Origin of the sequence: Noviherbaspirillum massiliense JC206, from assembly GCF_000312045.1 — a bacterium.
In the GTDB taxonomy this organism is placed as follows: Bacteria; Pseudomonadota; Gammaproteobacteria; order Burkholderiales; family Burkholderiaceae_D; genus Noviherbaspirillum; species Noviherbaspirillum massiliense.
Genome location: NZ_HE978634.1, coordinates 2,629,426 through 2,649,491, shown reverse-complemented (window position 1 = coordinate 2,649,491; position 20,066 = coordinate 2,629,426). Strand labels below are relative to the sequence as shown.

17 protein-coding genes and 1 pseudogene are annotated in these 20,066 nt (G+C 59.2%); 12 read left to right on the top strand and 6 right to left on the bottom strand.

All coding sequences use genetic code 11. From position 1 onward, the window contains the following. Window positions 1–65: 65 nt before the first annotated feature. Complete coding sequence (locus HGHM_RS12945) at window positions 66–1,799, top strand: proline--tRNA ligase (RefSeq protein WP_026075987.1); 1,734 nt, start codon at window positions 66–68, stop codon at window positions 1,797–1,799. Between the two features lie 18 nt (window positions 1,800–1,817). After that, the gene (locus tag HGHM_RS12940) at window positions 1,818–2,429 is read left to right on the top strand and encodes a lytic transglycosylase domain-containing protein (protein WP_245549265.1); all 612 of its coding nucleotides are present in this window, start codon (window positions 1,818–1,820) and stop codon (window positions 2,427–2,429) included. A 113-nt stretch (window positions 2,430–2,542) separates the two neighbouring features. Here HGHM_RS12940 and HGHM_RS12935 read toward each other — a convergent pair whose 3' ends face one another. Together HGHM_RS12935 and ffh are read right to left on the bottom strand one after the other, a co-directional pair. Beyond that, a complete protein-coding gene (locus tag HGHM_RS12935) occupies window positions 2,543–3,052 on the bottom strand; it encodes an SWIB/MDM2 domain-containing protein (RefSeq protein WP_019141960.1) in 510 nt (169 codons plus the stop codon). 509 nt (window positions 3,053–3,561) lie between these two features. Further along, window positions 3,562–4,929, bottom strand: a complete 1,368-nt coding sequence (gene ffh, locus HGHM_RS12930; RefSeq protein ID WP_019141959.1) for a signal recognition particle protein — start codon at window positions 4,927–4,929, stop codon at window positions 3,562–3,564. Window positions 4,930–5,252: 323 nt separating this feature from the next. Between ffh and HGHM_RS12920 the strand changes: the two genes are divergently transcribed. The 10 genes and pseudogenes from HGHM_RS12920 (at window position 5,253) to HGHM_RS12875 (ending at window position 16,471) form a co-directional block, all read left to right on the top strand. Next, complete coding sequence (locus HGHM_RS12920) at window positions 5,253–6,062, top strand: cytochrome C assembly family protein (protein WP_026075986.1); 810 nt, start codon at window positions 5,253–5,255, stop codon at window positions 6,060–6,062. After that, window positions 6,059–6,295: a PP0621 family protein gene (locus HGHM_RS21295; protein ID WP_019141956.1), complete on the top strand. Its 237-nt coding sequence runs from the start codon at window positions 6,059–6,061 to the stop codon at window positions 6,293–6,295. The genes HGHM_RS12920 and HGHM_RS21295 overlap by 4 nt, the downstream gene beginning before the upstream one ends. A gap of 13 nt (window positions 6,296–6,308) precedes the next feature. Further along, complete coding sequence (locus HGHM_RS12910) at window positions 6,309–8,012, top strand: sensor histidine kinase (protein ID WP_019141955.1); 1,704 nt, start codon at window positions 6,309–6,311, stop codon at window positions 8,010–8,012. Window positions 8,013–8,049: 37 nt separating this feature from the next. Continuing rightward, window positions 8,050–9,507 (top strand): sigma-54-dependent transcriptional regulator, encoded by a 1,458-nt coding sequence (locus tag HGHM_RS12905; RefSeq protein WP_019141954.1) that lies wholly within the window; start codon window positions 8,050–8,052, stop codon window positions 9,505–9,507. Continuing rightward, window positions 9,507–10,055: a 1,6-anhydro-N-acetylmuramyl-L-alanine amidase AmpD gene (ampD, locus tag HGHM_RS21290; RefSeq protein ID WP_019141953.1), complete on the top strand. Its 549-nt coding sequence runs from the start codon at window positions 9,507–9,509 to the stop codon at window positions 10,053–10,055. The genes HGHM_RS12905 and ampD overlap by 1 nt, the downstream gene beginning before the upstream one ends. Before the next feature lie 439 nt (window positions 10,056–10,494). Then, window positions 10,495–13,386, top strand: a complete 2,892-nt coding sequence (locus tag HGHM_RS12895; RefSeq protein ID WP_019141952.1) for a ribonucleoside-diphosphate reductase subunit alpha — start codon at window positions 10,495–10,497, stop codon at window positions 13,384–13,386. Window positions 13,387–13,485: 99 nt separating this feature from the next. Next, a complete protein-coding gene (locus HGHM_RS12890; RefSeq protein WP_026075984.1) occupies window positions 13,486–14,676 on the top strand; it encodes a ribonucleotide-diphosphate reductase subunit beta in 1,191 nt (396 codons plus the stop codon). Window positions 14,677–15,203: 527 nt separating this feature from the next. Next, window positions 15,204–15,536 (top strand): annotated as a pseudogene (locus HGHM_RS12885) (histone H1-like repetitive region-containing protein); the annotation flags it as partial. Between the two features lie 96 nt (window positions 15,537–15,632). Beyond that, a complete protein-coding gene (locus HGHM_RS12880) occupies window positions 15,633–16,175 on the top strand; it encodes a YggT family protein (RefSeq protein ID WP_019141949.1) in 543 nt (180 codons plus the stop codon). Window positions 16,176–16,195: 20 nt separating this feature from the next. Continuing rightward, window positions 16,196–16,471: a DUF167 domain-containing protein gene (locus HGHM_RS12875; protein ID WP_026075983.1), complete on the top strand. Its 276-nt coding sequence runs from the start codon at window positions 16,196–16,198 to the stop codon at window positions 16,469–16,471. Window positions 16,472–16,498: 27 nt separating this feature from the next. Here the strand turns inward: HGHM_RS12875 and HGHM_RS12870 are convergent, their stop codons facing one another. Genes HGHM_RS12870 through prmA form a run of 4 tightly spaced genes read right to left on the bottom strand, consistent with a single transcriptional unit; the run spans window position 16,499 to window position 20,042 of the window. Further along, window positions 16,499–16,951 (bottom strand): outer membrane lipoprotein, encoded by a 453-nt coding sequence (locus HGHM_RS12870; protein ID WP_026075982.1) that lies wholly within the window; start codon window positions 16,949–16,951, stop codon window positions 16,499–16,501. Between the two features lie 35 nt (window positions 16,952–16,986). Continuing rightward, window positions 16,987–17,919 carry a carbohydrate kinase family protein gene (locus HGHM_RS12865; protein WP_019141946.1) on the bottom strand — a complete coding sequence of 311 codons (933 nt, stop codon included), beginning with the start codon at window positions 17,917–17,919 and terminating at the stop codon, window positions 16,987–16,989. Between the two features lie 60 nt (window positions 17,920–17,979). Next, the gene (locus tag HGHM_RS12860; RefSeq protein ID WP_019141945.1) at window positions 17,980–19,101 is read right to left on the bottom strand and encodes a DUF3426 domain-containing protein; all 1,122 of its coding nucleotides are present in this window, start codon (window positions 19,099–19,101) and stop codon (window positions 17,980–17,982) included. A gap of 5 nt (window positions 19,102–19,106) precedes the next feature. Next, the gene (gene prmA, locus HGHM_RS12855; protein WP_019141944.1) at window positions 19,107–20,042 is read right to left on the bottom strand and encodes a 50S ribosomal protein L11 methyltransferase; all 936 of its coding nucleotides are present in this window, start codon (window positions 20,040–20,042) and stop codon (window positions 19,107–19,109) included. Window positions 20,043–20,066: the final 24 nt, after the last annotated feature.

The window sequence follows — 20,066 nt, the reverse complement described above, 5'->3', positions numbered from 1 at the left end:
CAGCCAGCTAATCCTTTAAAATTGAGTCGATTATAACTCTCTCTTTTTAAAAAGAATTCACCGCCATGCGCGCCTCACGATTTTTTATTTCTACCCTTAAAGAAGCCCCTTCCGACGCAGAAATCATCAGCCACAAACTGATGGTCCGCGCGGGCATGATCAAACGCCTCGGATCCGGCATATACACCTACATGCCGATGGGTTTGCGCGTGATCCGCAAGGTCGAAAACATTATTCGCGAGGAAATGAACCGCGCCGGCGCAATCGAATTGCTGATGCCGGTTGTCCAGCCTGCCGAACTCTGGCAAGAGACCGGACGTTGGGACAAGATGGGACCGGAACTGATGCGGGTCAAGGATCGCCATGGCCGCGATTACGCCATCCAGCCGACCTCGGAAGAAGTGATTACTGACGTTGTACGCACCGAGATCAAATCCTACCGTCAGTTGCCGCTCAACTTTTATCACATCCAGACCAAGTTCCGTGACGAACGCCGGCCGCGTTTCGGCCTGATGCGCGGACGCGAATTCACGATGAAGGACGCCTATTCCTTCGACCGCGATGTGCAGGGCATGCAGAAGTCGTACAAGATCATGTATGACGCTTATGTAAGCATCTTCAACCGCTTCGGCCTGCAGTTCCGGGCTGTCGCGGCGGATAACGGCGCGATCGGCGGATCGGGCTCGCATGAGTTCCACGTCATTGCGGATACTGGCGAGGATGCACTGGTCTACTGCCCGACTTCCGACTATGCCGCCAACATGGAAGCGGCCGAGGCAGTTGCTTTAACTGATTCCCGTCCGTCTCCCACCGAGGCGCTGACCAAGACACCCACTCCGGGCAAAGCTAAGTGCGAAGACGTGGCCAAGCTGCTCGGCCTGCCCCTGGAGCGCACCGTCAAGTCGATCGTGCTCACTGTAGAGCGCGAGCAGGAAGGCACGACCAAGAAGGAAATCTGGCTGCTCCTTCTGCGCGGCGACCATGAATTGAATGAAGTAAAGGCGAGCAAGGTTCCCGGCCTGAGCGAGTACCGCTTTGCAAGCGATGCGGAAATCGTGGAATGGTTCGGCACGCCGCCCGGTTACCTCGGTCCGATTGGCACCCAGAAACCGGTCAATGTGGTGGCCGACCGCACTGTTGCCAACATGAGCGATTTCGTGTGCGGCGCCAACCAGGTCGATTTCCATTACACCGGCGCGAACTGGGGCAGGGACATGCCGGAACCGATCGTGGCCGACCTGCGCAATGTGGTCGAGGGCGATCCATCCCCGGATGGCAAAGGCGTACTGGCCATCCAGCGCGGGATCGAAGTCGGTCACGTGTTCCAGCTCGGCACGCGCTATTCCAAGGACATGGAAGCGACCTACCTCGACGAATCCGGCAAACCCCAGCTGATGCAGATGGGCTGCTACGGCATCGGCGTGACCCGTATCCTGGGCGCGGCGATCGAACAGAATTTCGACGATAAGGGCATCATCTGGCCTGCGGCGATCGCGCCTTTCGAGGTCGTGGTGTGCCCGATGGGTTATGACCGCAGCGAAGCCGTCCGGTCCGAAGCCGACAAGCTGTATGCCGGCTTGGCGGCAGCGGGCGTCGACGTGATCCTGGATGATCGCGGCGAGCGCCCGGGTGCCATGCTCGCCGATTGGGAACTGATCGGCGTACCGCATCGCGTGGTGATCGGCGAGCGTGGGCTCAAGGAAGGCAAGCTTGAATACCAGGCCCGCAGGGATGCGGCAGCAACCGCCGTTCCGTCCGGGCAAATGCTGGATTTCATCAAGGCCAAACTTGCAGCCTGAGGTTGGCGACTCGTGGTTCTGAGCCTGCCGTTGCGCCGCGTCCTGGCTGTCGCGGCGCTGCTGACCTGCACCCATGCCGGCGCCGGCAACCAGAAGGAAGAAGCGCTTGCAGACTCGGTACGCATTGCCTTGGCCAACGCGATCACCGATGCCCGCCCGCCCAAACCGCAATTTTCAGACATTCGGGAACGCATCCACTATCTGCGCTGGCTAGGAGAGATGTCGGAGCGCCTGAAGAAAAGGCTGCCTGACCGGCAGGTGCGGCGCGAATTCCTGGAAACTGCGTGGTACGAGGCGAAGCGGGCAGGGCTCGAACCGGCGCTGGTGCTCGGCCTGATCCAGGTGGAATCGGCCTTCCGCAAATATGCCGTATCGCCGGTCGGCGCTCATGGTTACATGCAGGTCATGCCGTTCTGGACGCGCGTGATTGGCGATGGAGACCGTGCCAAGCTGTTCCACATGCAGACCAATCTGCGCTACGGCTGCTCGATCCTGCGCATGTATATCGATATGGAGGGCGGCAATCTCTTTCTTGCACTGGGGCGGTACAACGGGAGTCGCGGTCGGCCGGAATATCCGAATGCGGTTCTGGCCGCATGGAAGCAGTGGGAATACAAGGGGGATCAATAGCAGCTACTTGATGGTCCCCCACCAATCAGGTGCAGGAAGCACCTACGCAGGGTATACACCAACAAAAACGCCCGCGCAATGCGGGCGTTTTTGTTTTGGCTCTTGGAAAGAAATTATTGCAGGTGGCCGTTGATGAGCTTCGTCATCTCAAACATCGACACTTGCTTCTTACCGCCAAACACGGCTTTCAGCTTATCGTCGGCATTGATCATGCGCTTGTTGGCTTCATCCTGCAGTTTATTTTTCTTGATGTAGTCCCAGACCTTCTTGGTCACTTCGGTACGCGGAACCGGATTGGCACCGATTACAGCGCCGAGTACCGGCGAGGGGGTCATCGGCTTCATGAATGCGGCGTTAGGTTTGCGCGGGGTCTTCTTTGCTGCCGCTTTCTTGGCTGGAGCGGCTTTCTTTGCTGCTGCCTTCTTTGCCGGGGCAGCTTTCTTCACTGCCGGTTTTGCTGCCGCTTTTTTCGCTACCGGCTTTGCTGCTGCCTTCTTGGCGGGAGCTGCTTTTTTTGCGGCGGGTTTAGCTGCAGCCTTTTTGGCTGCCGGCTTTGCTGCCGGTTTTTTCGCAGCGGCCTTCTTGGCGGCTGGTTTGGCCGCGGACTTTTTGGCTGTTGCCATCTTCAAGCCTCCTTCACAAAGTGTGTTGGGAATATGCGTCATTTACGCACCGCTAATAGTGGTGCGGTTTTGCCATGTATGCAAGTCTTTTTTGCACGCTTTCTCTCGCATTTGTGGGCTTGGCGCCACTGGCTTTGCAGAGGGAGCGTGAAAGGATGCAGGCGCGATGCAAACAGTGGCGTCGCGAGACTCAGCGGCACTCTATGCTGCATACTTTTTGCAGATCGCCGGGGGGGCGTGCCCGGTGTGAATGGACGTCGTTGTGAGACTGAACGGCTCGCCCAAATGATGGGTAGTGGTAGTACAGCCAGAGGGCGGGTCAGATTGGAGAGTGGCTTGGCGGAGGAGGGGACAGTCTGGAGATCAGCGCCGGCCAGCATGGAAAACTAAGGACAGCGCTACCCCTTTGGATAGGCAGTCGACCAGTATGCGGACCGGCCCGAATTCCCCAACCCCATTCCTTCGCCTGAAGATGAGGAATTCGAGACCGTTGCGACCTCGGAAGAGGATCAGCGCATCCCCGGGAGCATGCCCTTCATGCTGCGCATCATTTTCATCATGCCGCCGCCCTTGAGCTTTTTCATCATCGACTGCATCTGCTCGAACTGGGAAAGCATGCGGTTGACCTCCTGTACCTGCACGCCGGCGCCGGCAGCAATGCGGCGCTTGCGCGAAGCCTTGATCAATTCCGGCTTGGCGCGTTCCTGCGGCGTCATGGAATTGATGATGCCTTCCATCCGGCGCACCTGCTTCTCTGCCTGATCCATACTGGCGCCGCTGGCGGCCTGCTGGAACTGGGCCGGCAGCTTGTCCATCAGGCCGGCCAGACCGCCCATCTTCTTCATCTGCGAGAGTTGGGCCTTGAAGTCGTTCAGGTCGAACTTGCCGCCGCCCTTGATCTTCTGAGCCAGGTCTTGGGCGGCCTCCATGTCCACGCCCTTGCGCGCTTCTTCCACCAGCGCCAGGATGTCCCCCATGCCGAGGATGCGGTTGGCCATCCGGTTCGGATCGAAGGCTTCCAGTCCGTCGAGCTTCTCGCCTACGCCGGCGAATTTGATGGGCTTGCCGGTGATGTTACGCACCGAAAGCGCTGCGCCACCGCGGGCATCGCCATCGAGCTTGGTCAGGACGACGCCAGTCAGCGGCAATGCATCGTTGAAGGCCTTGGCGGTATTGATCGCGTCCTGGCCGAGCATGGCATCCACGACGAACAGCGTCTCAATCGGCTTGACCGCGGCATGCAGCGCCGCGATTTCCTGCATCATGGCTTCATCGATGCCAAGGCGGCCGGCGGTATCGATCAGGAGCACGTCGTGGTAATGCTTCCTGGCGTAATCCACGGCGGCAACCGCAATATCGACCGGCTTGTCGCTGGGCTTGGACGGAAAAAAATCGGCGCCGACCTGGGCAGTCACCGTTTCAAGCTGGCCGATCGCCGCCGGTCGGTAAACGTCGGTGGATACCGTCAACACCTTTTTCTTTTTTTCTTCCCGCAAGTATTTGGCCAGCTTGCCGACGGTCGTGGTCTTGCCGGCGCCTTGCAGGCCGGCCATCAGGATGACAGCCGGAGGCTGGGTGGCGAAATTCAGCTGGGAGGCGTCCGGGCCGAGGTCGGCGCCGATGATGGCAGCCAGTTCGCGCTGCACGACGCCGACGAGCGCCTGGCCTGGGGTCAGGGAACCGATCACTTCCTCTCCGACCGCCTTTTCCTTGACTCGCGCAATGAATTCGCGCACGACGGGTAGCGCTACGTCCGCTTCGAGCAAGGCCATGCGCACTTCGCGCAGCATTTCGGCGGTATTGGATTCAGTGAGGCGGGCTTCGCCGCGCATGGTTTTGACAACTTTGGCGAGGCGTTGAGTGAGATTGTCGAGCATAAAAAATGGTGATGTATCAAGTATTCGGGCTGGGGATGCGCGCACGAACGCGCGCCAGAATGAGGCTTTCATTTTAACCGATGCACGCTGCCAGCCTTTCTTCCTGGGCGCTGGTGCGCGCAATCCTATCCATGCAGCGGTCCGGATTGGAATTGTCAATGCATAAACGCTTGCATCATCCAGACCCAAGCCGGACGCCAGTGGCAGACAAGGTGTTGTGCAGACAGCGCATTGGACTGCAAGCGGCTGCGCTCCATGCCTATGCCCGTTGGGAAGGCAATTACATGGTGTAAACTCGAAGTTCGCTCAATCTCCTGTGCATGATGCAGACCTACTTCTTCGTTTTGGCATCCTTGCTCTATCTTGGCTGCGCAATATTGCCGGCGGACCGGCGTGCCACGATAGCGGCAGGCACGGCGGCCGGCTGGCTTCTGCATGGCGGCGCGTTGTGGGCGGACGTGCTTGCACCGGGCTCCCTGAGGGTCGGATTTGCCGTCATGCTGTCGGCCACCTTGTGGATTACCGTGGCCGCCTACTGGCTGGAAAACCGCAATTTCGCCCTCGATGGCTTGCGGGTCTTGGTCCTGCCTAGCGCAGCAGTGGTGGTCATTCTGCCCGCGCTGTTCCCCGGTAGTGTCGTGCCGCTCAGCGGCAAATCTCCCTTGTTCTCCTGGCATATTGCGATCGCGATTCTCGCCTACAGCACGCTGACGATTGCTGCCTTTCATGCAGTCTTGATGGCATTGCAGGAATCGAAACTGCATACCGGTCGCGGAATGCTGCGCGAAGGCTGGCTGGCTGCGGCACTCGACCGGCTGCCGGCCCTGCTGTCGATGGAAAAGCTGCTGTTTCGCCTGATTGCTTTCGGTTTCGGTCTGCTGACGCTTACGGTATTGTCCGGGATCGTATTCTCGGAGCAATTGTTCGGCATACCTTTCAAGTGGGACCACAAGAATATCTTCACCATGCTGTCCTGGGTCTTGTTCGGCCTTCTCCTCGCGGGGAGGAAATGGCGCGGCTGGCGAGGCAAGACAGCCTTGACTTTCACGCTCACCGGTTTTGCCACGCTGCTGCTTGCCTATGTCGGCAGTCGTTTCGTGCTGGAAGTCGTTCTGCACCGAGGCTTGGCATGAAATTGCTTGTACTGCTGGCCTTCGCATTCCTGATTGCATTCTGGATAAAGAAGTTGTCTGCCCCTCAGGACAGTTCGGGCAGCGGGGCGCGCCAACCCGAACAAGATCGCATCGAGTCGATGGTTCAATGCGTGCTTTGCGGGGTGCACGTGCCTGCTTCCGAAGCAGTGGTCAGCTCTTCCGGCGCAATGTTCTGCTGCGAAGAGCATCGCCGCCAGCACGGCGCATCCTGAAGCTGGCATCCGAATGAAACGGGAAGCCGCCTCCAATCTCGTCGCGCCTCGCGACACCCTCTGGCGTACGCTGCAGACTTTCTGCGTCACGCGGATCGTCATTGCCTTTGTCCTGCTCATCTTCATCTTCTTTAATCTGAAGGGGGGCGGGGAGCAGGGTAACCATCTCCTGGACTGGGATACTTGCCTCGTCTATTTGCTGGTGGCGATTGGATTCGCCGCTGCAGCCAGCTATTTCCGGCGTCGTTTCCTGTTCCAGTTGACCTCGCAAGTGACGGCGGACATCGTCGTGATCTCGATGCTGTACATTTTGGCCGGTGGCGCCAAAAGCGGGCTGGCGATCCTGTACTTGTTCCCGCTGTCCGGCGGCGCGATCCTGGCGCCCCTGGTACTCGCCCTGTTTTTCGCCTCCGTGGTTACCTTGATATTGCTGGCGGTCGCCGGCTATCAAATACTGTATGCCGCAATAGATGCCACCATGCTCCAGCCCGGTCTGTATGGTGCGGCATTCTTTGCGGCCGTATTCGTGACCAACCGGCTGGCGGCGCGACTGATCAATCAAGAGACACTGGCGGTGCAGCGCGGCAATGATCTACGGGTCCAGGAAGCGATCAACCGGCTCGTCATTGCTGATATGGATGACGGTATTCTGGTCATCGAGCGCGACACGACGGTACTTGCCGGCAATCCAGCGGCAGAACGCATGCTCGGACTGATCCTGTCCGGCGGCAGGGCTCGTGACAGGCTGGCCGACAATCCATCGCTCGCGCCGATTGCCGAAGCCTTCTTTTCCTGGGCAAATGTCTTGCACGGGAAACCTGCTGCCGAGGCCCCGGTTTTTGTAATGATCAAGCCGCTCGATGAAGTCACGACCCTCCAGATGGGAGCGTCGTATCGGGATGTGCGCCGGGAGCTCGGATCACGCCTTCAGCTGCGCTTTGTGCCCGTGGAAACCGGCGACCTGGCAGACGAGCGCACGGTCATCTTTCTTCAGGATGTGACGGAAATAGAGAATCGGGCCCAGGAGTTGAAACTGGCATCGATGGGGCGGCTGACTGCCAGTATCGCGCATGAAGTGCGCAATCCGCTGTCGGCAATTTCGCATGCGGCGTCGCTAATGGCTGAAGAAGAGGGCAGCCCGACACAGGCCCGGCTGCTGAAGATCGTCGGCGACAACGTGGCTCGCCTGAATCGGCTGATCGAAGATATCCTGAAGCTCTCGCGCAAGGCGCAGTCGAGCAGTGAACCGATTGACTTGGCTGCCTTTTGTGCCGATATCCTGAACGAGTTCCGGGACGCGCACGCAGTCCGGCCGGGACTGATCCGGATGGACGACATGCGGCATTACCGGGTGCGGTTCGACCCCCTGCACTTGCGTGAGGTTATCGTGAACCTGCTGTCGAACTCGTTGCGCTACGCAAGCGGCCGGGATGGCAGCATTCGCATCCGGCTGGTTGCAGAAGTTGCCAACCGCCTCGAGCTGCATGTGCAGGATGACGGGCCGACCATCAAGCCCGAGGTGCGTGCGCATCTGTTCGAGCCGTTTTATACAACATCCAGCAAAGGCACGGGCTTGGGGCTCTACGTTGCGCGCGAATTGTGCTTGAATAACGGTGCGATGCTCGACTATGAATATAGGGCGGACGGTTTTCATGAAGGCCGCAGCGAGCCGACCGGCAGGTTCGTGATTACTTTCACCGTGCCCGCGCCACTCTGACTGCCGCCGCAGGCGAACCAATAATACGAATATTGACATGACTTCCCCTCGTATCCTGATCGTTGACGATGAAGCCGATTTGCGGGAGCTGCTGGAAATTACGCTTCTCAAGATGGGGCTCGATGTCGACAGCGCCGATTCGATCGGCAAGGCGCGCGAGTACCTGGCGCAGACTGAATATGCAATGGTCCTGACCGACATGCGGTTGCCCGACGGTGTCGGCATCGAGTTGGTGCGGGAAGTGTCCGGTAATTACAAAAATACGCTGGTTGCCGTCATTACCGCCTTCGGCAGTGCCGACAACGCGGTTGCGGCGCTGAAGGCGGGTGCTTTCGACTATCTGTCTAAGCCGGTTGCGCTGGATCAATTGCGGCAGATGGTCCAGTCGGCTTTGCGCATCAATAAATCCGATGAGCTCGCCCACCCTGAGCACGCTGCGACGGCCGTGTCGCGTCTGGTAGGCGAGTCGGCAGTAATGCGGGATTTGCGCGCGCAGATCGTGCGCCTGGCGCGCAGCATGGCGCCGGTAGCGATCACCGGGGAGTCGGGCAGCGGCAAGGAGCTTGCTGCCCGCGATATCCATGCGCATAGCGCCCGTGCCGACAAGCCCTTCATCGCGGTCAACTGCGGTGCCATCCCGGAAGCCTTGATGGAAGCGGAATTTTTCGGTTATCGCAAGGGGGCATTCACCGGTGCTGCCGATGACCGTGACGGTTTCTTCCAGGCAGCCAATGGCGGCACACTCATGCTCGATGAAGTGGCCGACCTGCCGCTCGCGATGCAGGTCAAGCTGCTGCGCGCCATTCAGGAGCGGCGGGTGCGCAAGGTGGGCGCCACGGTCGAGGAGCCGGTGGATGTGCGGCTGATCAGCGCAACCCATCAGAATCTCGCCGAATGCGTCGAAAAGGGAAAGTTTCGGCAAGACTTGTACTATCGCCTGAATGTCATCGAACTGCGCTTGCCACCGTTGCGCGAGCGGCTGGACGACATCGGCCTGCTGGCGGAGGGCATACTTGCGCGTCTGGCGCCGCGAGGCAGCCGGGCGGCCATTTCCGCCCAGGCGCTGGATGCATTGAAGTCTTATCCCTTTCCCGGAAACGTGCGCGAACTCGAGAACATCCTCGAGCGCGCCCTGGCTTTTGCCAATGACGGTGTGATCGAAGTCGCCGACCTCGCCCTGAAACAGGTAGGCGCACCGGTTGCACCCGAGACGCTGCGTACTGCGCCATCCGAGCCGGCTATTGGGGAATCAGCGGCGGTGCCGCAGTCCAAGCCCGAGAGAGCGACGCATGCGCCTGCTCCGGCACAGCCGGCGCTCGCCGAAGACTTGCCGCATTCTTTGCCAGAGCACCTGGATAACGTTGAACGGGAAATCATCCGCCGGGCCCTGGCGAAAACCCGCTTCAACCGCACTCAGGCCGCCGAACTGCTCGGCATCAGTTTCCGGCAGCTGCGGTATCGCATGCAGCGCCTCTCCATCCATGAGCCGGAATGATGGCGAGATTTCGCGTCAATTCCGACGGATGGTGCGACGGCGTCGTGCGCCTCCCGTCGCCCAACTTCGATGTGCGTCCGGCCGATACCAAGATCGATCTGCTGGTGATTCATAACATCAGTCTGCCACCTGGTCAGTTCGGCGGGAATCATATCGCCGACCTGTTTACCAATCAGCTCGATTGCGACGCTCATCCCTACTTCAATCAACTGCGTGGTTTGAAGGTGTCCGCGCACTTCCTGGTCCGCCGTGATGGCAAAGTCTTGCAGTTTGTTTCTGCCAATGATCGTGCCTGGCATGCCGGCGTTTCCTCGTACTGCGGCAGGGAGCGCTGCAATGATTTCTCGATCGGGATCGAACTGGAAGGCACCGACTTCGAGCCGTTTGCATCAAATCAGTACGATGCCTTGATCGCCCTCACACATGCCCTGCGCTCCCGTTATCCATTGACCGATGTGGTCGGGCATGAGCACATCGCGCCGGGACGAAAGACCGATCCTGGTCCATTCTTCGACTGGATGCGCTACCGTCTAGCACTGCAAGGGTAGCGACCCGTCGGGCCCGCCGCCAATCTGTCAGCTTGCGCCTTGCGTCTGTCATTTCGCGCGCAAAAAGTCAATTGATTAAGCGCATTAATTTCTTGTGGTTTCCATAAAAAAATGATTGCGCCTGGCCTGCGTCGGCACTAGAATTAGTCCGAATCGAAGCGATAAGCACTATATATAGTGGTCGCGGTTCCCTTGGGGCGATTCGCGTTGTCTTGATGTGAATTTGGATAGTAAGCGTTGACAGACTCGTGAGCGCCCCGCCCGTCGAGGCGAATCCTTGGCGTGAAAGTCGAATGAAAACATGCATTTGGCATGCGCGCCGTAAAGAAGTCTGCGTGAACCCGGGGTAGGCCCGAGGTTCTAATTGATAACCACAAGCAGCTGAAAAGCTGTCGTGAAAATCTAAGGAGGCTAGATGCACTCTACTCAGGAAGTTTCCATGAAATCCGTAAACGAATTCGGTCTGGCCTCTCCCGGAACCGGTTCCACTTCGCCCGCAGCCAATCTGGCTACCAATCTCGGCGATTACAAGATCATCCGCCGCAACGGCGCCGTCGTCGGTTTCGAACCCTCGAAAATCTCCATTGCGATGACCAAGGCCTTCCTCGCGGTCAATGGCGGCCAAGGAGCTGCCTCGGCCCGCGTGCGCGAGCTGGTGGAGCAATTGACCGCGAGTGTGGTGTCGGCGCTGGTGCGCCGTCAGCCGGCTGGCGGTACGTTCCACATCGAAGATGTGCAGGACCAGGTTGAGCTGGCCCTGATGCGCTCCGGTGAGCACGATGTGGCGCGCGCCTATGTGCTGTACCGCGCAAAGCGCATGGAGGAGCGTGCTCAGCAGCAATCGGCAAAAGCGGCAAGCGATGCGCCGCAACTGCATGTTTCCGAAAACGGCCAGCGCCGTCCGCTGGACATCGGCGAAGTGCGCAAGCTGATCACCTCCGCCTGCGTTGGTCTGGAAAAGCATGTCGATCCCGAAGCGATCCTGTCCGAGACCGTCAAGAACCTGTATGACGGCGTGCCGGTCGAGGAATTGCACAAGTCGGCGATCCTCGCCGCCCGCGCGCTGATGGAAAAGGACCCGGCCTACAGCAAGGTCACGGCCCGCCTGCTGATGCACACCATCCGCAAGGAAGTGTTCGGCCAGGAAGTTGCGCAAAACGACGCGCAGTCGCACTACCTCGATTACTTCCCGAAATTCATCAAGAAGGGCATCGAGGCCGATCTTCTGGATTCGAAGCTGGCGCAGTTCGACCTGAAGAAGCTGGCCGAGGCGCTCAAGCCGGAACGCGACCTGCAGTTCGGCTACCTCGGCCTGCAAACCCTGTATGACCGCTATTTCCTGCACATCCAGGGAACCCGCATCGAAATGCCACAGGCCTTCTACATGCGGGTCGCGATGGGCCTGGCGCTCAACGAGATCGACCGCGAAGCACGCGCCATCGAGTTCTACAACCTGCTGTCGTCCTTCGACTTCATGAGCTCGACGCCGACCCTGTTCAATTCCGGCACCCAGCGGTCGCAGCTGTCTTCCTGTTACCTGACCACAGTGGCCGACGACCTCGATGGCATCTATGAGGCGATCAAGGAAAACGCGCTGCTCGCCAAGTACGCCGGCGGCCTTGGCAACGACTGGACCCCGGTACGCGCTCTCGGCTCGCACATCAAGGGCACCAATGGCAAGTCGCAGGGCGTGGTGCCGTTCCTGAAAGTGGTCAACGACACCGCTGTTGCGGTGAACCAGGGCGGCAAGCGCAAGGGCGCGGTCTGCGCCTATCTTGAGACCTGGCACATGGATATCGAGGAATTCCTCGACCTGCGCAAGAACACCGGCGACGACCGCCGCCGCACGCACGACATGAACACCGCGAACTGGATTCCCGACCTGTTCATGAAGCGCGTGATGGAAAAGGGAGAGTGGACCCTGTTCTCCCCGAGCGATTGCCCGGATTTGCATGACAAGTACGGCAAGGCCTTCGAGGAAGCCTATACCGGCTATGAAGCCAAGGCCGCCCGCGGAGAGCTGAAGCTGTTCAAGAAGGTGCAGGCGCTCGACCTGTGGCGCAAGATGCTGTCCATGCTGTTCGAGACCGGCCATCCCTGGATCACCTTCAAGGATCCGTGCAACATCCGTTCGCCGCAGCAGCATGTCGGCGTGGTCCACAGCTCCAACCTGTGCACCGAGATCACGCTGAATACCAACGATTCCGAAATCGCGGTCTGCAACCTCGGCTCGGTCAACCTGCCGGCCCACATGAAGGACAGCAAGCTGGATCATGCCAAGCTGCAGAAGACGATCCGCACGGCAATGCGCATGCTCGACAATGTGATCGACATCAATTACTACGCGGTGAAGAAGGCGCGCGACTCCAACCTGCGCCATCGTCCGGTCGGCATGGGCATCATGGGCTTCCAGGACTGCCTGCACATGATGCGCATCCCGTATGCCTCGATGGAAGCAGTGGAATTTGCCGACCGCTCGATGGAAGCCGTCTGCTACTACGCGTACTGGGCATCGACCGAACTCGCCGAAGAGCGCGGCCGCTACAGCTCCTACCGCGGTTCGCTGTGGGACCGTGGCATCCTGCCGCAGGATTCGCTGAAACTGCTGGCCGAGGAACGCGGCGGCTACCTGGAAGTCGATACGTCCGAAACCATGGATTGGCCGGCATTGCGCGAGCGTATCAAGCAGTACGGCATGCGCAACTCGAACTGCGTGGCGATCGCGCCGACGGCGACCATCTCGAACATCATCGACGTATCTGCCTGCATCGAGCCGACATATCAGAACCTGTACGTGAAGTCGAACCTGTCGGGTGAATTTACGGAAATCAACGAGCACCTGGTGCGCGACCTGAAGGCACGTGGCCTGTGGGATGAGGTGATGGTCTCCGACCTGAAGTACTTCGACGGCAGCCTGGCAAAGATCGACCGCATTCCGCAGGATCTGCGCGATCTCTATGCAACCGCGTTCGAGGTCGAGCCGAAGTGGCTGGTCGAAGCCGCGTCGCGCCGCCAGAAGTGGATCGACCAGGCGCAATCGCTCAACATCTACATGGCGGGAGCCTCCGGCAAGAAGCTCGACGAGACTTACAAGCTGGCCTGGCTGCGTGGACTGAAGACGACCTATTACCTCCGCACAATCGGCGCTACCCATGCCGAGAAGTCGACCACCAAGGCGGGCGCACTCAACGCAGTGTCCGCGACCGGTACCCTTGGCGCCATTCCGGCGGCGAATGCGGCGCCGGTCATGGCAGCAGAAGAGCCGGCCGGCCCGGTCTGCATGATGCGCCCGGGTGATCCCGGCTTCGAAGAGTGCGAGGCCTGCCAGTAATACACGGGCTCTGGACTATGAGGCAGCGCAGGCTTTCAGCCTGCGCTTGCTTGAACACAGAGCAAGTATCTCTACAATGTCAGTAAGGATTGAATGACTATGCTTAGTTGGGATGACGAAATTGCCCCCGCCGCAAAACCTGCCCCGGCACTGCAGCCTGGGCTGGCACCCGTGATGCCGTCCGCGGCGCACGCTTCCTCAATTCCTCACCTCGGGAATACCGCGCTGCCACCGCAAATGGCCGCAAGCCAGACTGCACCAGTCGATGACGGTCGCCGCGTGAACGCTGCCGACAAGCGCATCATCAATGGCCAGACCGACGTCAACCAGCTGGTGCCCTTCAAGTACAAATGGGCCTGGGACAAATACCTGGCTGGCTGCGCCAACCACTGGATGCCGCAAGAGATCAACATGCAGCGCGACATCGAACTTTGGAAAAACCCGAACGGTCTTACCGAAGACGAGCGCCGCATCGTCAAGCGCAATCTCGGCTTCTTCGTGACCGCCGATTCCCTGGCTGCCAACAATATCGTGCTTGGCACCTATCGGCATATCACCGCGCCGGAGTGCCGCCAGTATCTGCTGCGTCAGGCGTTCGAGGAAGCGATCCACACCCATGCCTACCAGTACATCGTGGAATCGCTGGGCTTGGATGAAGGCGAGATCTTCAATGCGTACCACGAGGTTCCCTCGATCCGGGACAAGGATGAATTCCTGATTCCGTTCATCGACGTGCTGACCAATCCGGAATTCAAGACCGGTACGGTGGAAGCAGACCAGACGCTGCTGCGCTCGCTGATCGTGTTTGCATGCCTGATGGAAGGTCTTTTCTTCTACGTCGGCTTCACGCAGATTCTCGCGTTGGGCCGTCAGAACAAGATGATGGGAGCAGCAGAACAGTATCAGTACATCCTGCGTGACGAGTCGATGCACTGCAATTTCGGGATCGATTTGATCAATACGATCAAGATGGAGAACCCGCATTTGTGGACTGCGGAGTTCCGCGAAGAGCTCAAAGCGTTGTTTTTACGTGCAGTAGAGTTGGAATATCGTTATGCAGAAGATACAATGCCGCGTGGAGTATTGGGTTTGAATGCGCCGATGTTCAAAGGATACCTTCGGTTCATCGCAAATCGCCGCGCTCAGCAGATCGGTCTCGATCCCTTGTTCCCTCAGGAAGAAAATCCTTTTCCGTGGATGAGCGAGATGATCGATCTCAAAAAGGAACGCAACTTCTTCGAGACACGCGTGATCGAATACCAAACTGGTGGTGCGCTGAGCTGGGAGTAAGTCAAGAAGGACTTCGCGCTAAAGCGAAGCGGTGGAGAGACAAGAGCGGTCGAAAAAATCGAAAAGAGAGACGACCGCAACACTAAGAGGCTGCAACCAAGTTTAATGGACAGTAGAAGACTGAGCCGATCCTATTTGCTAGCGCCGCTGCGTCTGACCGAGTCAGGCAAGGCGGCGTTTTCTTTGAAAAATCTGTTGATTTTTCGGAAAGGGTATTCCTGCGCTGGCCTTGGTGCTGGCGTTTTTCTTGGTTACGAACGCGGCAGCGCTGTCTGATTCTGCGCCGAACCGCCCCTGGGTTTTCGCCACCGTGCGCGATCACCGGAAAAGAGGGTAACCAATGAAGGCTGAAGTGCTGCATGAATGAGGGGATGCAGCAGTTCAGCTGGTGCCGTATTCATTAGCGCAAGCGACGAACATGCTTGTGCCGATGAATAATCCGCCGAACCCATCGCGATGAGTCAGGCGGGTTTACAACCTCGTAGTTTGATTTTTTCCATCACGTGAAGGAGAAACAAATGGCAACAGCCGCAAAGAAAAAACCCGCTGCTAAGAAAGCAGCCGCCAAGAAGCCGGTGGCTAAGAAAGCCGCTGCTAAGAAGCCGGTAGCCAAGAAAGCCGCCGCTCCGAAGAAAGCCGCTGCTAAGAAGCCGGTAGCCAAGAAAGCCGCCGCTCCGAAGAAAGCTGCTGCTAAGAAGCCGGTAGCCAAGAAAGCTGCCGCTCCGAAGAAAGCCGCTGCTCCGAAAAAAGCCGCCGCTAAAAAGCCGGCTGCCAAGCCGGCCGCTGCTGCAGCGCCTGCGGTAAAGACAGTGTTGAACCCGGCAGCGGCTTGGCCGTTTCCGACCGGCACCCGTCCGTAATAACCAAGCTCGCTTGGACGCCTGATTGAGTTCAGGCACAATGCCCGTTGTGTGGTCTGGTGTCACACAACGGGTTTTTTATTGGGAGAATAAGCTGTGCTGCATAGTATCTTTACCCTGATCGTCGATACCGCCGCCGGTCTGCTGGGAGGCGTGCTGCTGTTGCGGTTCTGGATGCAGGTCGTCCGTGTGCGCCCGCCAGTGTCGATCAGCCACTTCATCTTTCAGCTATCAGACTGGCTGGTACGTCCGTTGCGGCGCCTGCTGCCCGGCGTAGGGGGATATGATTGGGCCAGCCTGATTGGCGCCATTCTCGTCATTGTAGCTGCGACTGCGATCGACCTCGCCGTCACTTCCGGTCTCGCGCCCGAACTCCTGGTGCCACTGTCGGTATTACGTTTCTTCGAATGGGTGTTTTACGGCTTCATGGGGCTGCTCATACTCGAAGCCATTTTCAGTTGGGTAAATCCGCATGCGCCGCTGGCACCCTTTGTCCAGGCACTGAACGATCCTCTCCTGCGCCCCTTGCGCCGCGTCGTTCCCCTGATCGGCAACATCGATCTCAGCCCGTTGATTGCCCTCCTGCTGTTGCAGATCGGGTTGCGGTTGGTAAGCACCCTGATCGTCTCATCTCTGTGAACCAGGATTGGTGATCCGCGATCCCCGGCGGAATCCGCCTGGTCCTGCAAGTCGCGCCGAACGCAAGGAAGAGTGAAGTGGCCGGCGTTCAAGAAGACATCCTGAAGATCCGCCTACATGCTGCGCCGGTGGACGGAAAGGCGAATCAAGCCTTGATCCGCTACACTGCAGAGATCCTCGATGTGCCAAAGACGTCCGTGCAGATTACCCATGGGCAAAGCAGCAGGCGCAAGATTGTCGAAGTACGCGCCAGCTCGGTAACGGTAGAACTGGCCAGGCGAGCGTTCGTTCCCTGATGCGCCTTTCGGGCCTTATGCCATCGGTCACGGACGTGCTACGCGCACAATTCCATTCCTGGTAGTCACTGTCACACGTTCCCCGATCCGGAAAGAATCGCCCGGATCGATCTTATAGGTACGCACCTCTCCATTGTCGAGGCGGACGGACAGTTCTGTGGTCAAATTTGATCCGCGCGTAGCCTTTTCGAGTTCATTGCCAGCCATGCCTCCACCCAGCGCACCGCCGACCCCGGCTATGGCTTGACCATTGCCGCTGCCGATCCTGCTGCCGAGGACAGCGCCAGCTACTCCACCGATGACGGAACCTATGCCCGAAGTCTGTGCGCTACGGGTTGTGACATCCCGAACGTCAACCACTTCGCCGCCTTGCACCAGGAGCGTCCCCTCGGTTGAGGGCAAGGGCGACTGGGGATCCATAGCGCAAGCGGTCAACAGGATTGCCGACATGCCCGCATACCATCGTTCAGAAAGTCTCATTGCCCTTCCTTACGCGCAGGCCGGGCATGCGCGTTCTAGAAGCGGTAGCCGAATGCACGCTGGAAGCGGTCCTCGATTTCGGCCACTGTCGGGGCGTGGTTCTGGCCACCTTGATAGGCAATCTTGATGGAGCCCATCAGGCTGGCAAGCCGGCCAGTGGTAGGCCAGTCCATGCCATTCGTCAAGCCAAACAGCATCCCGGCCCGGAAGGCATCGCCGCAGCCAGTCGGATCCACAACCTTATCTGCTTCGACGCAAGGAATATCGATGCGTTCGCCGCCAGTGAAAATCTCGGCACCGAGTTCTCCACGCGTAACCACCAAGGCGGAGAGCCTTTCGGCAATGTCAGCCAGGCTGTGACCGGTGCGCTCGGTTAACAATTCAGCTTCGTAATCGTTGACTGCGACGTAAGTGGCAAGGTCGATGAAGGAGTCGAGTTCGGGCCCGCTGAACATCGGCATTCCCTGGCCCGGGTCGAAGATGAAAGGTATGCCGAGTTCCGCGCAATCCTGCGCATGCTGCAGCATGCCGTCGCGTCCGTCCGGCGCAATGATCGCGAGCTTGACCGACCCTGCTTCCGCGATCCGGTTGTGATGGGAGTAGGTCATTGCGCCGGGATGGAAGGCGGTGATCTGGTTGCCCGCCGCATCGGTAGTAATGAAGGCTTGCGCCGTATAGGAGGACTCGATCGAGCGTATGCAGCGCTGCGAAATCTGCAGCTGCTGCAGACGCTCGATATAGGGCGCAGCATCCTGACCCACGGTTGCCATGATCAGTGGATCGCCGCCGAGCAGCTTCAGGTTGTAAGCGATATTGCCGGCGCAGCCGCCAAATTCCCGCCTCAAGCCCGGAACCAGAAAGGAGACATTGATCTTGTGCAGCTGGTCCGCCAGCAGTGCTTCCGAAAAGCGCCCGTGGAAGGACATGATGGTATCGAAGGCCAGCGAGCCGCAGATAAGGGATGTCATAGATATGCCGTCGTCAAGTGAGAAGGAGTCGGTATTGGCAAGCCTGCTGCTTCCAGTCCTTCAAGGATAAAACAGGTAGACCCGGTAGCCTGCGGCTTTCAGTCCAGAAATTTCTAAATACAGTTTGACTGGCTGCTCCGATTTCGGGTCGAAGCCCTTCGCCACATTCTGGGAGACAGGAAGATAGTCACGAGGCGTAAATACCTTGCGCGCCACCGGCTTTTCATTCGCATCGAGGAGCGTCAATTCGATATTCGGCCAGACCTGCGCCGTCGATGCATGGTTGCGCAGAAGGGCATTTAGCAGAAAGACATTCTTGTCCTGCTGCAGCGCCTGCAGTTCGCTCGACTCGAGGGATACTGCATCAATCCGGGCCGGCAAGCCTACCTCGCAGCCAAGCAGCTTGCAGCTTTCGATAAGCACGGGCTTTGCGGCCGGATAGGAAGCGGTAATCTGGTTGCGGAAAAGGTACATGCCCTGCGCCAACAGTATCAGCAGCAGGAGCAGCGAGCCGACCGAGGTAATGAGGCGCAGTGCTCGGCTGATGCGCTGGCGCCGCTTGCCCTGCTTGACGAAGCTCGGCTCGTCGTCGATCTCATCGCTCTGTGGCTCGTTTTCACCGGCTTTGTGCGGCGCCGCTTTCTTTTCGCCGCGCATCGGCCTGCTCTGGAGTTCATCAATCGCCTTTGCCAGCGGATCGGCTTCGCCTGCGTCCGCTCCGACCGGGGGCGACTCGGTCATGGGATGCGTGGAGGGTTGAAACTCTCCCGGATCGGCGAAATCGATCAGGGTCATCCGCTGGAGCGGATCAACGTCCTGTTCGTTGTCGGATGGCGCCAACGGGGCCGATGGTGCGGGCTCCGCGGGAGGGGCACTCTCGGAAGCCGGTTCTGCCGCCTGTACCGCCGATTCTGCGGGCGTGGTCTCTTCCTGAATCGGACTAGATGTGTCCGCTGGAGTGGCAGGCGGGGTGAATGCGGAAGGCCGCTGCGTATCACTGGCGGGTACAGGTGCCTCTGGACCGTATGGCGCAGCGACTTCATCCAGGCGCAGCAAATGCTCGATGCCGTTGAAAACCTGCTTGCAGGCGCCGCAGCGAACCAGGCCGGAGCGCAGTTTCAGCTGGTCATGCGCGACCCGGAATGTCGTGTGACAGTGCGGACATTGGGTAGCGAGCGCCATTGCAGTTACTGGGAGCCGGCGCCCTGGCCGAGTTGTCCGGACAGGGCGATCCAGCCCTCGTGTTCCGCCCAGACCGACATCGTGATGAATGGCGCGTAGGCAGCAGCGACTTCATCGGCTTGCCGCGCGAGAATCCCCGACAAGACCAGCATGCCGCCGGGCGCGACGCGGGCAGCGAGCATGGGCGCCATCAGTTTCAGCGGGCTGGAGAGAATGTTGGCCACTACGACGTCAAAGCTTCCTGATCCGGTGACCGCAGAGAATTCCTCGGGCAGCCAGTAGTCGATTTCACAATGATTGCGCACCGCGTTATGGCGCGCCGACTCAATCGCTTGCGGATCGATATCGACGCCAGCCACCTTGGCCGCGCCAAGCTTTTTCGCGACCATTGCCAGAATGCCGGAGCCGCAACCGTAATCGAGCACCGTGCGCCCCTGCAGTGCATGGGCTTCCAGCCATTCCATGCAGAGGCGGGTAGTCGGATGGCTGCCCGTACCGAAGGCAAGGCCGGGATCCAGTTCCAGCACAAGACCAGAGGGATCGGGCGCGTCGTGCCAGCTCGGCACTACCCAGATGTTTTTGCCGATATGAATGGGATCGAATTGCGATTGCGTCAGGCGCACCCAATCCTGTTCCGCAACCGGCCTCGTCGTGAACTCGGGACCGGAAGATTTTCCGAAGTCCAGTCCGCTCATCGCCGCCGCTTCCGCAACCAGCGCTTCGGAGTCGACATCGGCCGACGCCAGAGCCACTACGCGGCTGCGTTCCCATGCGGCTTCCGCCGGCTCCATGCCGGGTTCGCCGAACAGCGGTTGCTCCGCTTCAGTGCCTTCATCGGCATCTTCCACCGAGACCGACAAGGCGCCGGCTTCGATCAATGCATCGGACAAGGCCTCTGCATGATCGCGCGACACTTCGATGACGATTTCAATCCAGCTCATGGACAAGTGCCTTCCGCTCCGCTG

Coding starts and splice junctions, on each gene's coding strand:
- HGHM_RS12945 (WP_026075987.1), top strand. CDS start 66: ATGCGCGCCTCACGATTTTTTATTTCTACCCTTAAAGAAGCCCCTTCC.
- HGHM_RS12935 (WP_019141960.1), bottom strand. CDS start 3,052: ATGGCAACAGCCAAAAAGTCCGCGGCCAAACCAGCCGCCAAGAAGGCC.
- ffh (WP_019141959.1), bottom strand. CDS start 4,929: ATGCTCGACAATCTCACTCAACGCCTCGCCAAAGTTGTCAAAACCATG.
- HGHM_RS12920 (WP_026075986.1), top strand. CDS start 5,253: ATGCAGACCTACTTCTTCGTTTTGGCATCCTTGCTCTATCTTGGCTGC.
- HGHM_RS21295 (WP_019141956.1), top strand. CDS start 6,059: ATGAAATTGCTTGTACTGCTGGCCTTCGCATTCCTGATTGCATTCTGG.
- HGHM_RS12910 (WP_019141955.1), top strand. CDS start 6,309: ATGAAACGGGAAGCCGCCTCCAATCTCGTCGCGCCTCGCGACACCCTC.
- HGHM_RS12905 (WP_019141954.1), top strand. CDS start 8,050: ATGACTTCCCCTCGTATCCTGATCGTTGACGATGAAGCCGATTTGCGG.
- ampD (WP_019141953.1), top strand. CDS start 9,507: ATGGCGAGATTTCGCGTCAATTCCGACGGATGGTGCGACGGCGTCGTG.
- HGHM_RS12895 (WP_019141952.1), top strand. CDS start 10,495: ATGAAATCCGTAAACGAATTCGGTCTGGCCTCTCCCGGAACCGGTTCC.
- HGHM_RS12890 (WP_026075984.1), top strand. CDS start 13,486: ATGCTTAGTTGGGATGACGAAATTGCCCCCGCCGCAAAACCTGCCCCG.
- HGHM_RS12870 (WP_026075982.1), bottom strand. CDS start 16,951: ATGAGACTTTCTGAACGATGGTATGCGGGCATGTCGGCAATCCTGTTG.
- HGHM_RS12865 (WP_019141946.1), bottom strand. CDS start 17,919: ATGACATCCCTTATCTGCGGCTCGCTGGCCTTCGATACCATCATGTCC.
- HGHM_RS12860 (WP_019141945.1), bottom strand. CDS start 19,101: ATGGCGCTCGCTACCCAATGTCCGCACTGTCACACGACATTCCGGGTC.
- prmA (WP_019141944.1), bottom strand. CDS start 20,042: ATGAGCTGGATTGAAATCGTCATCGAAGTGTCGCGCGATCATGCAGAG.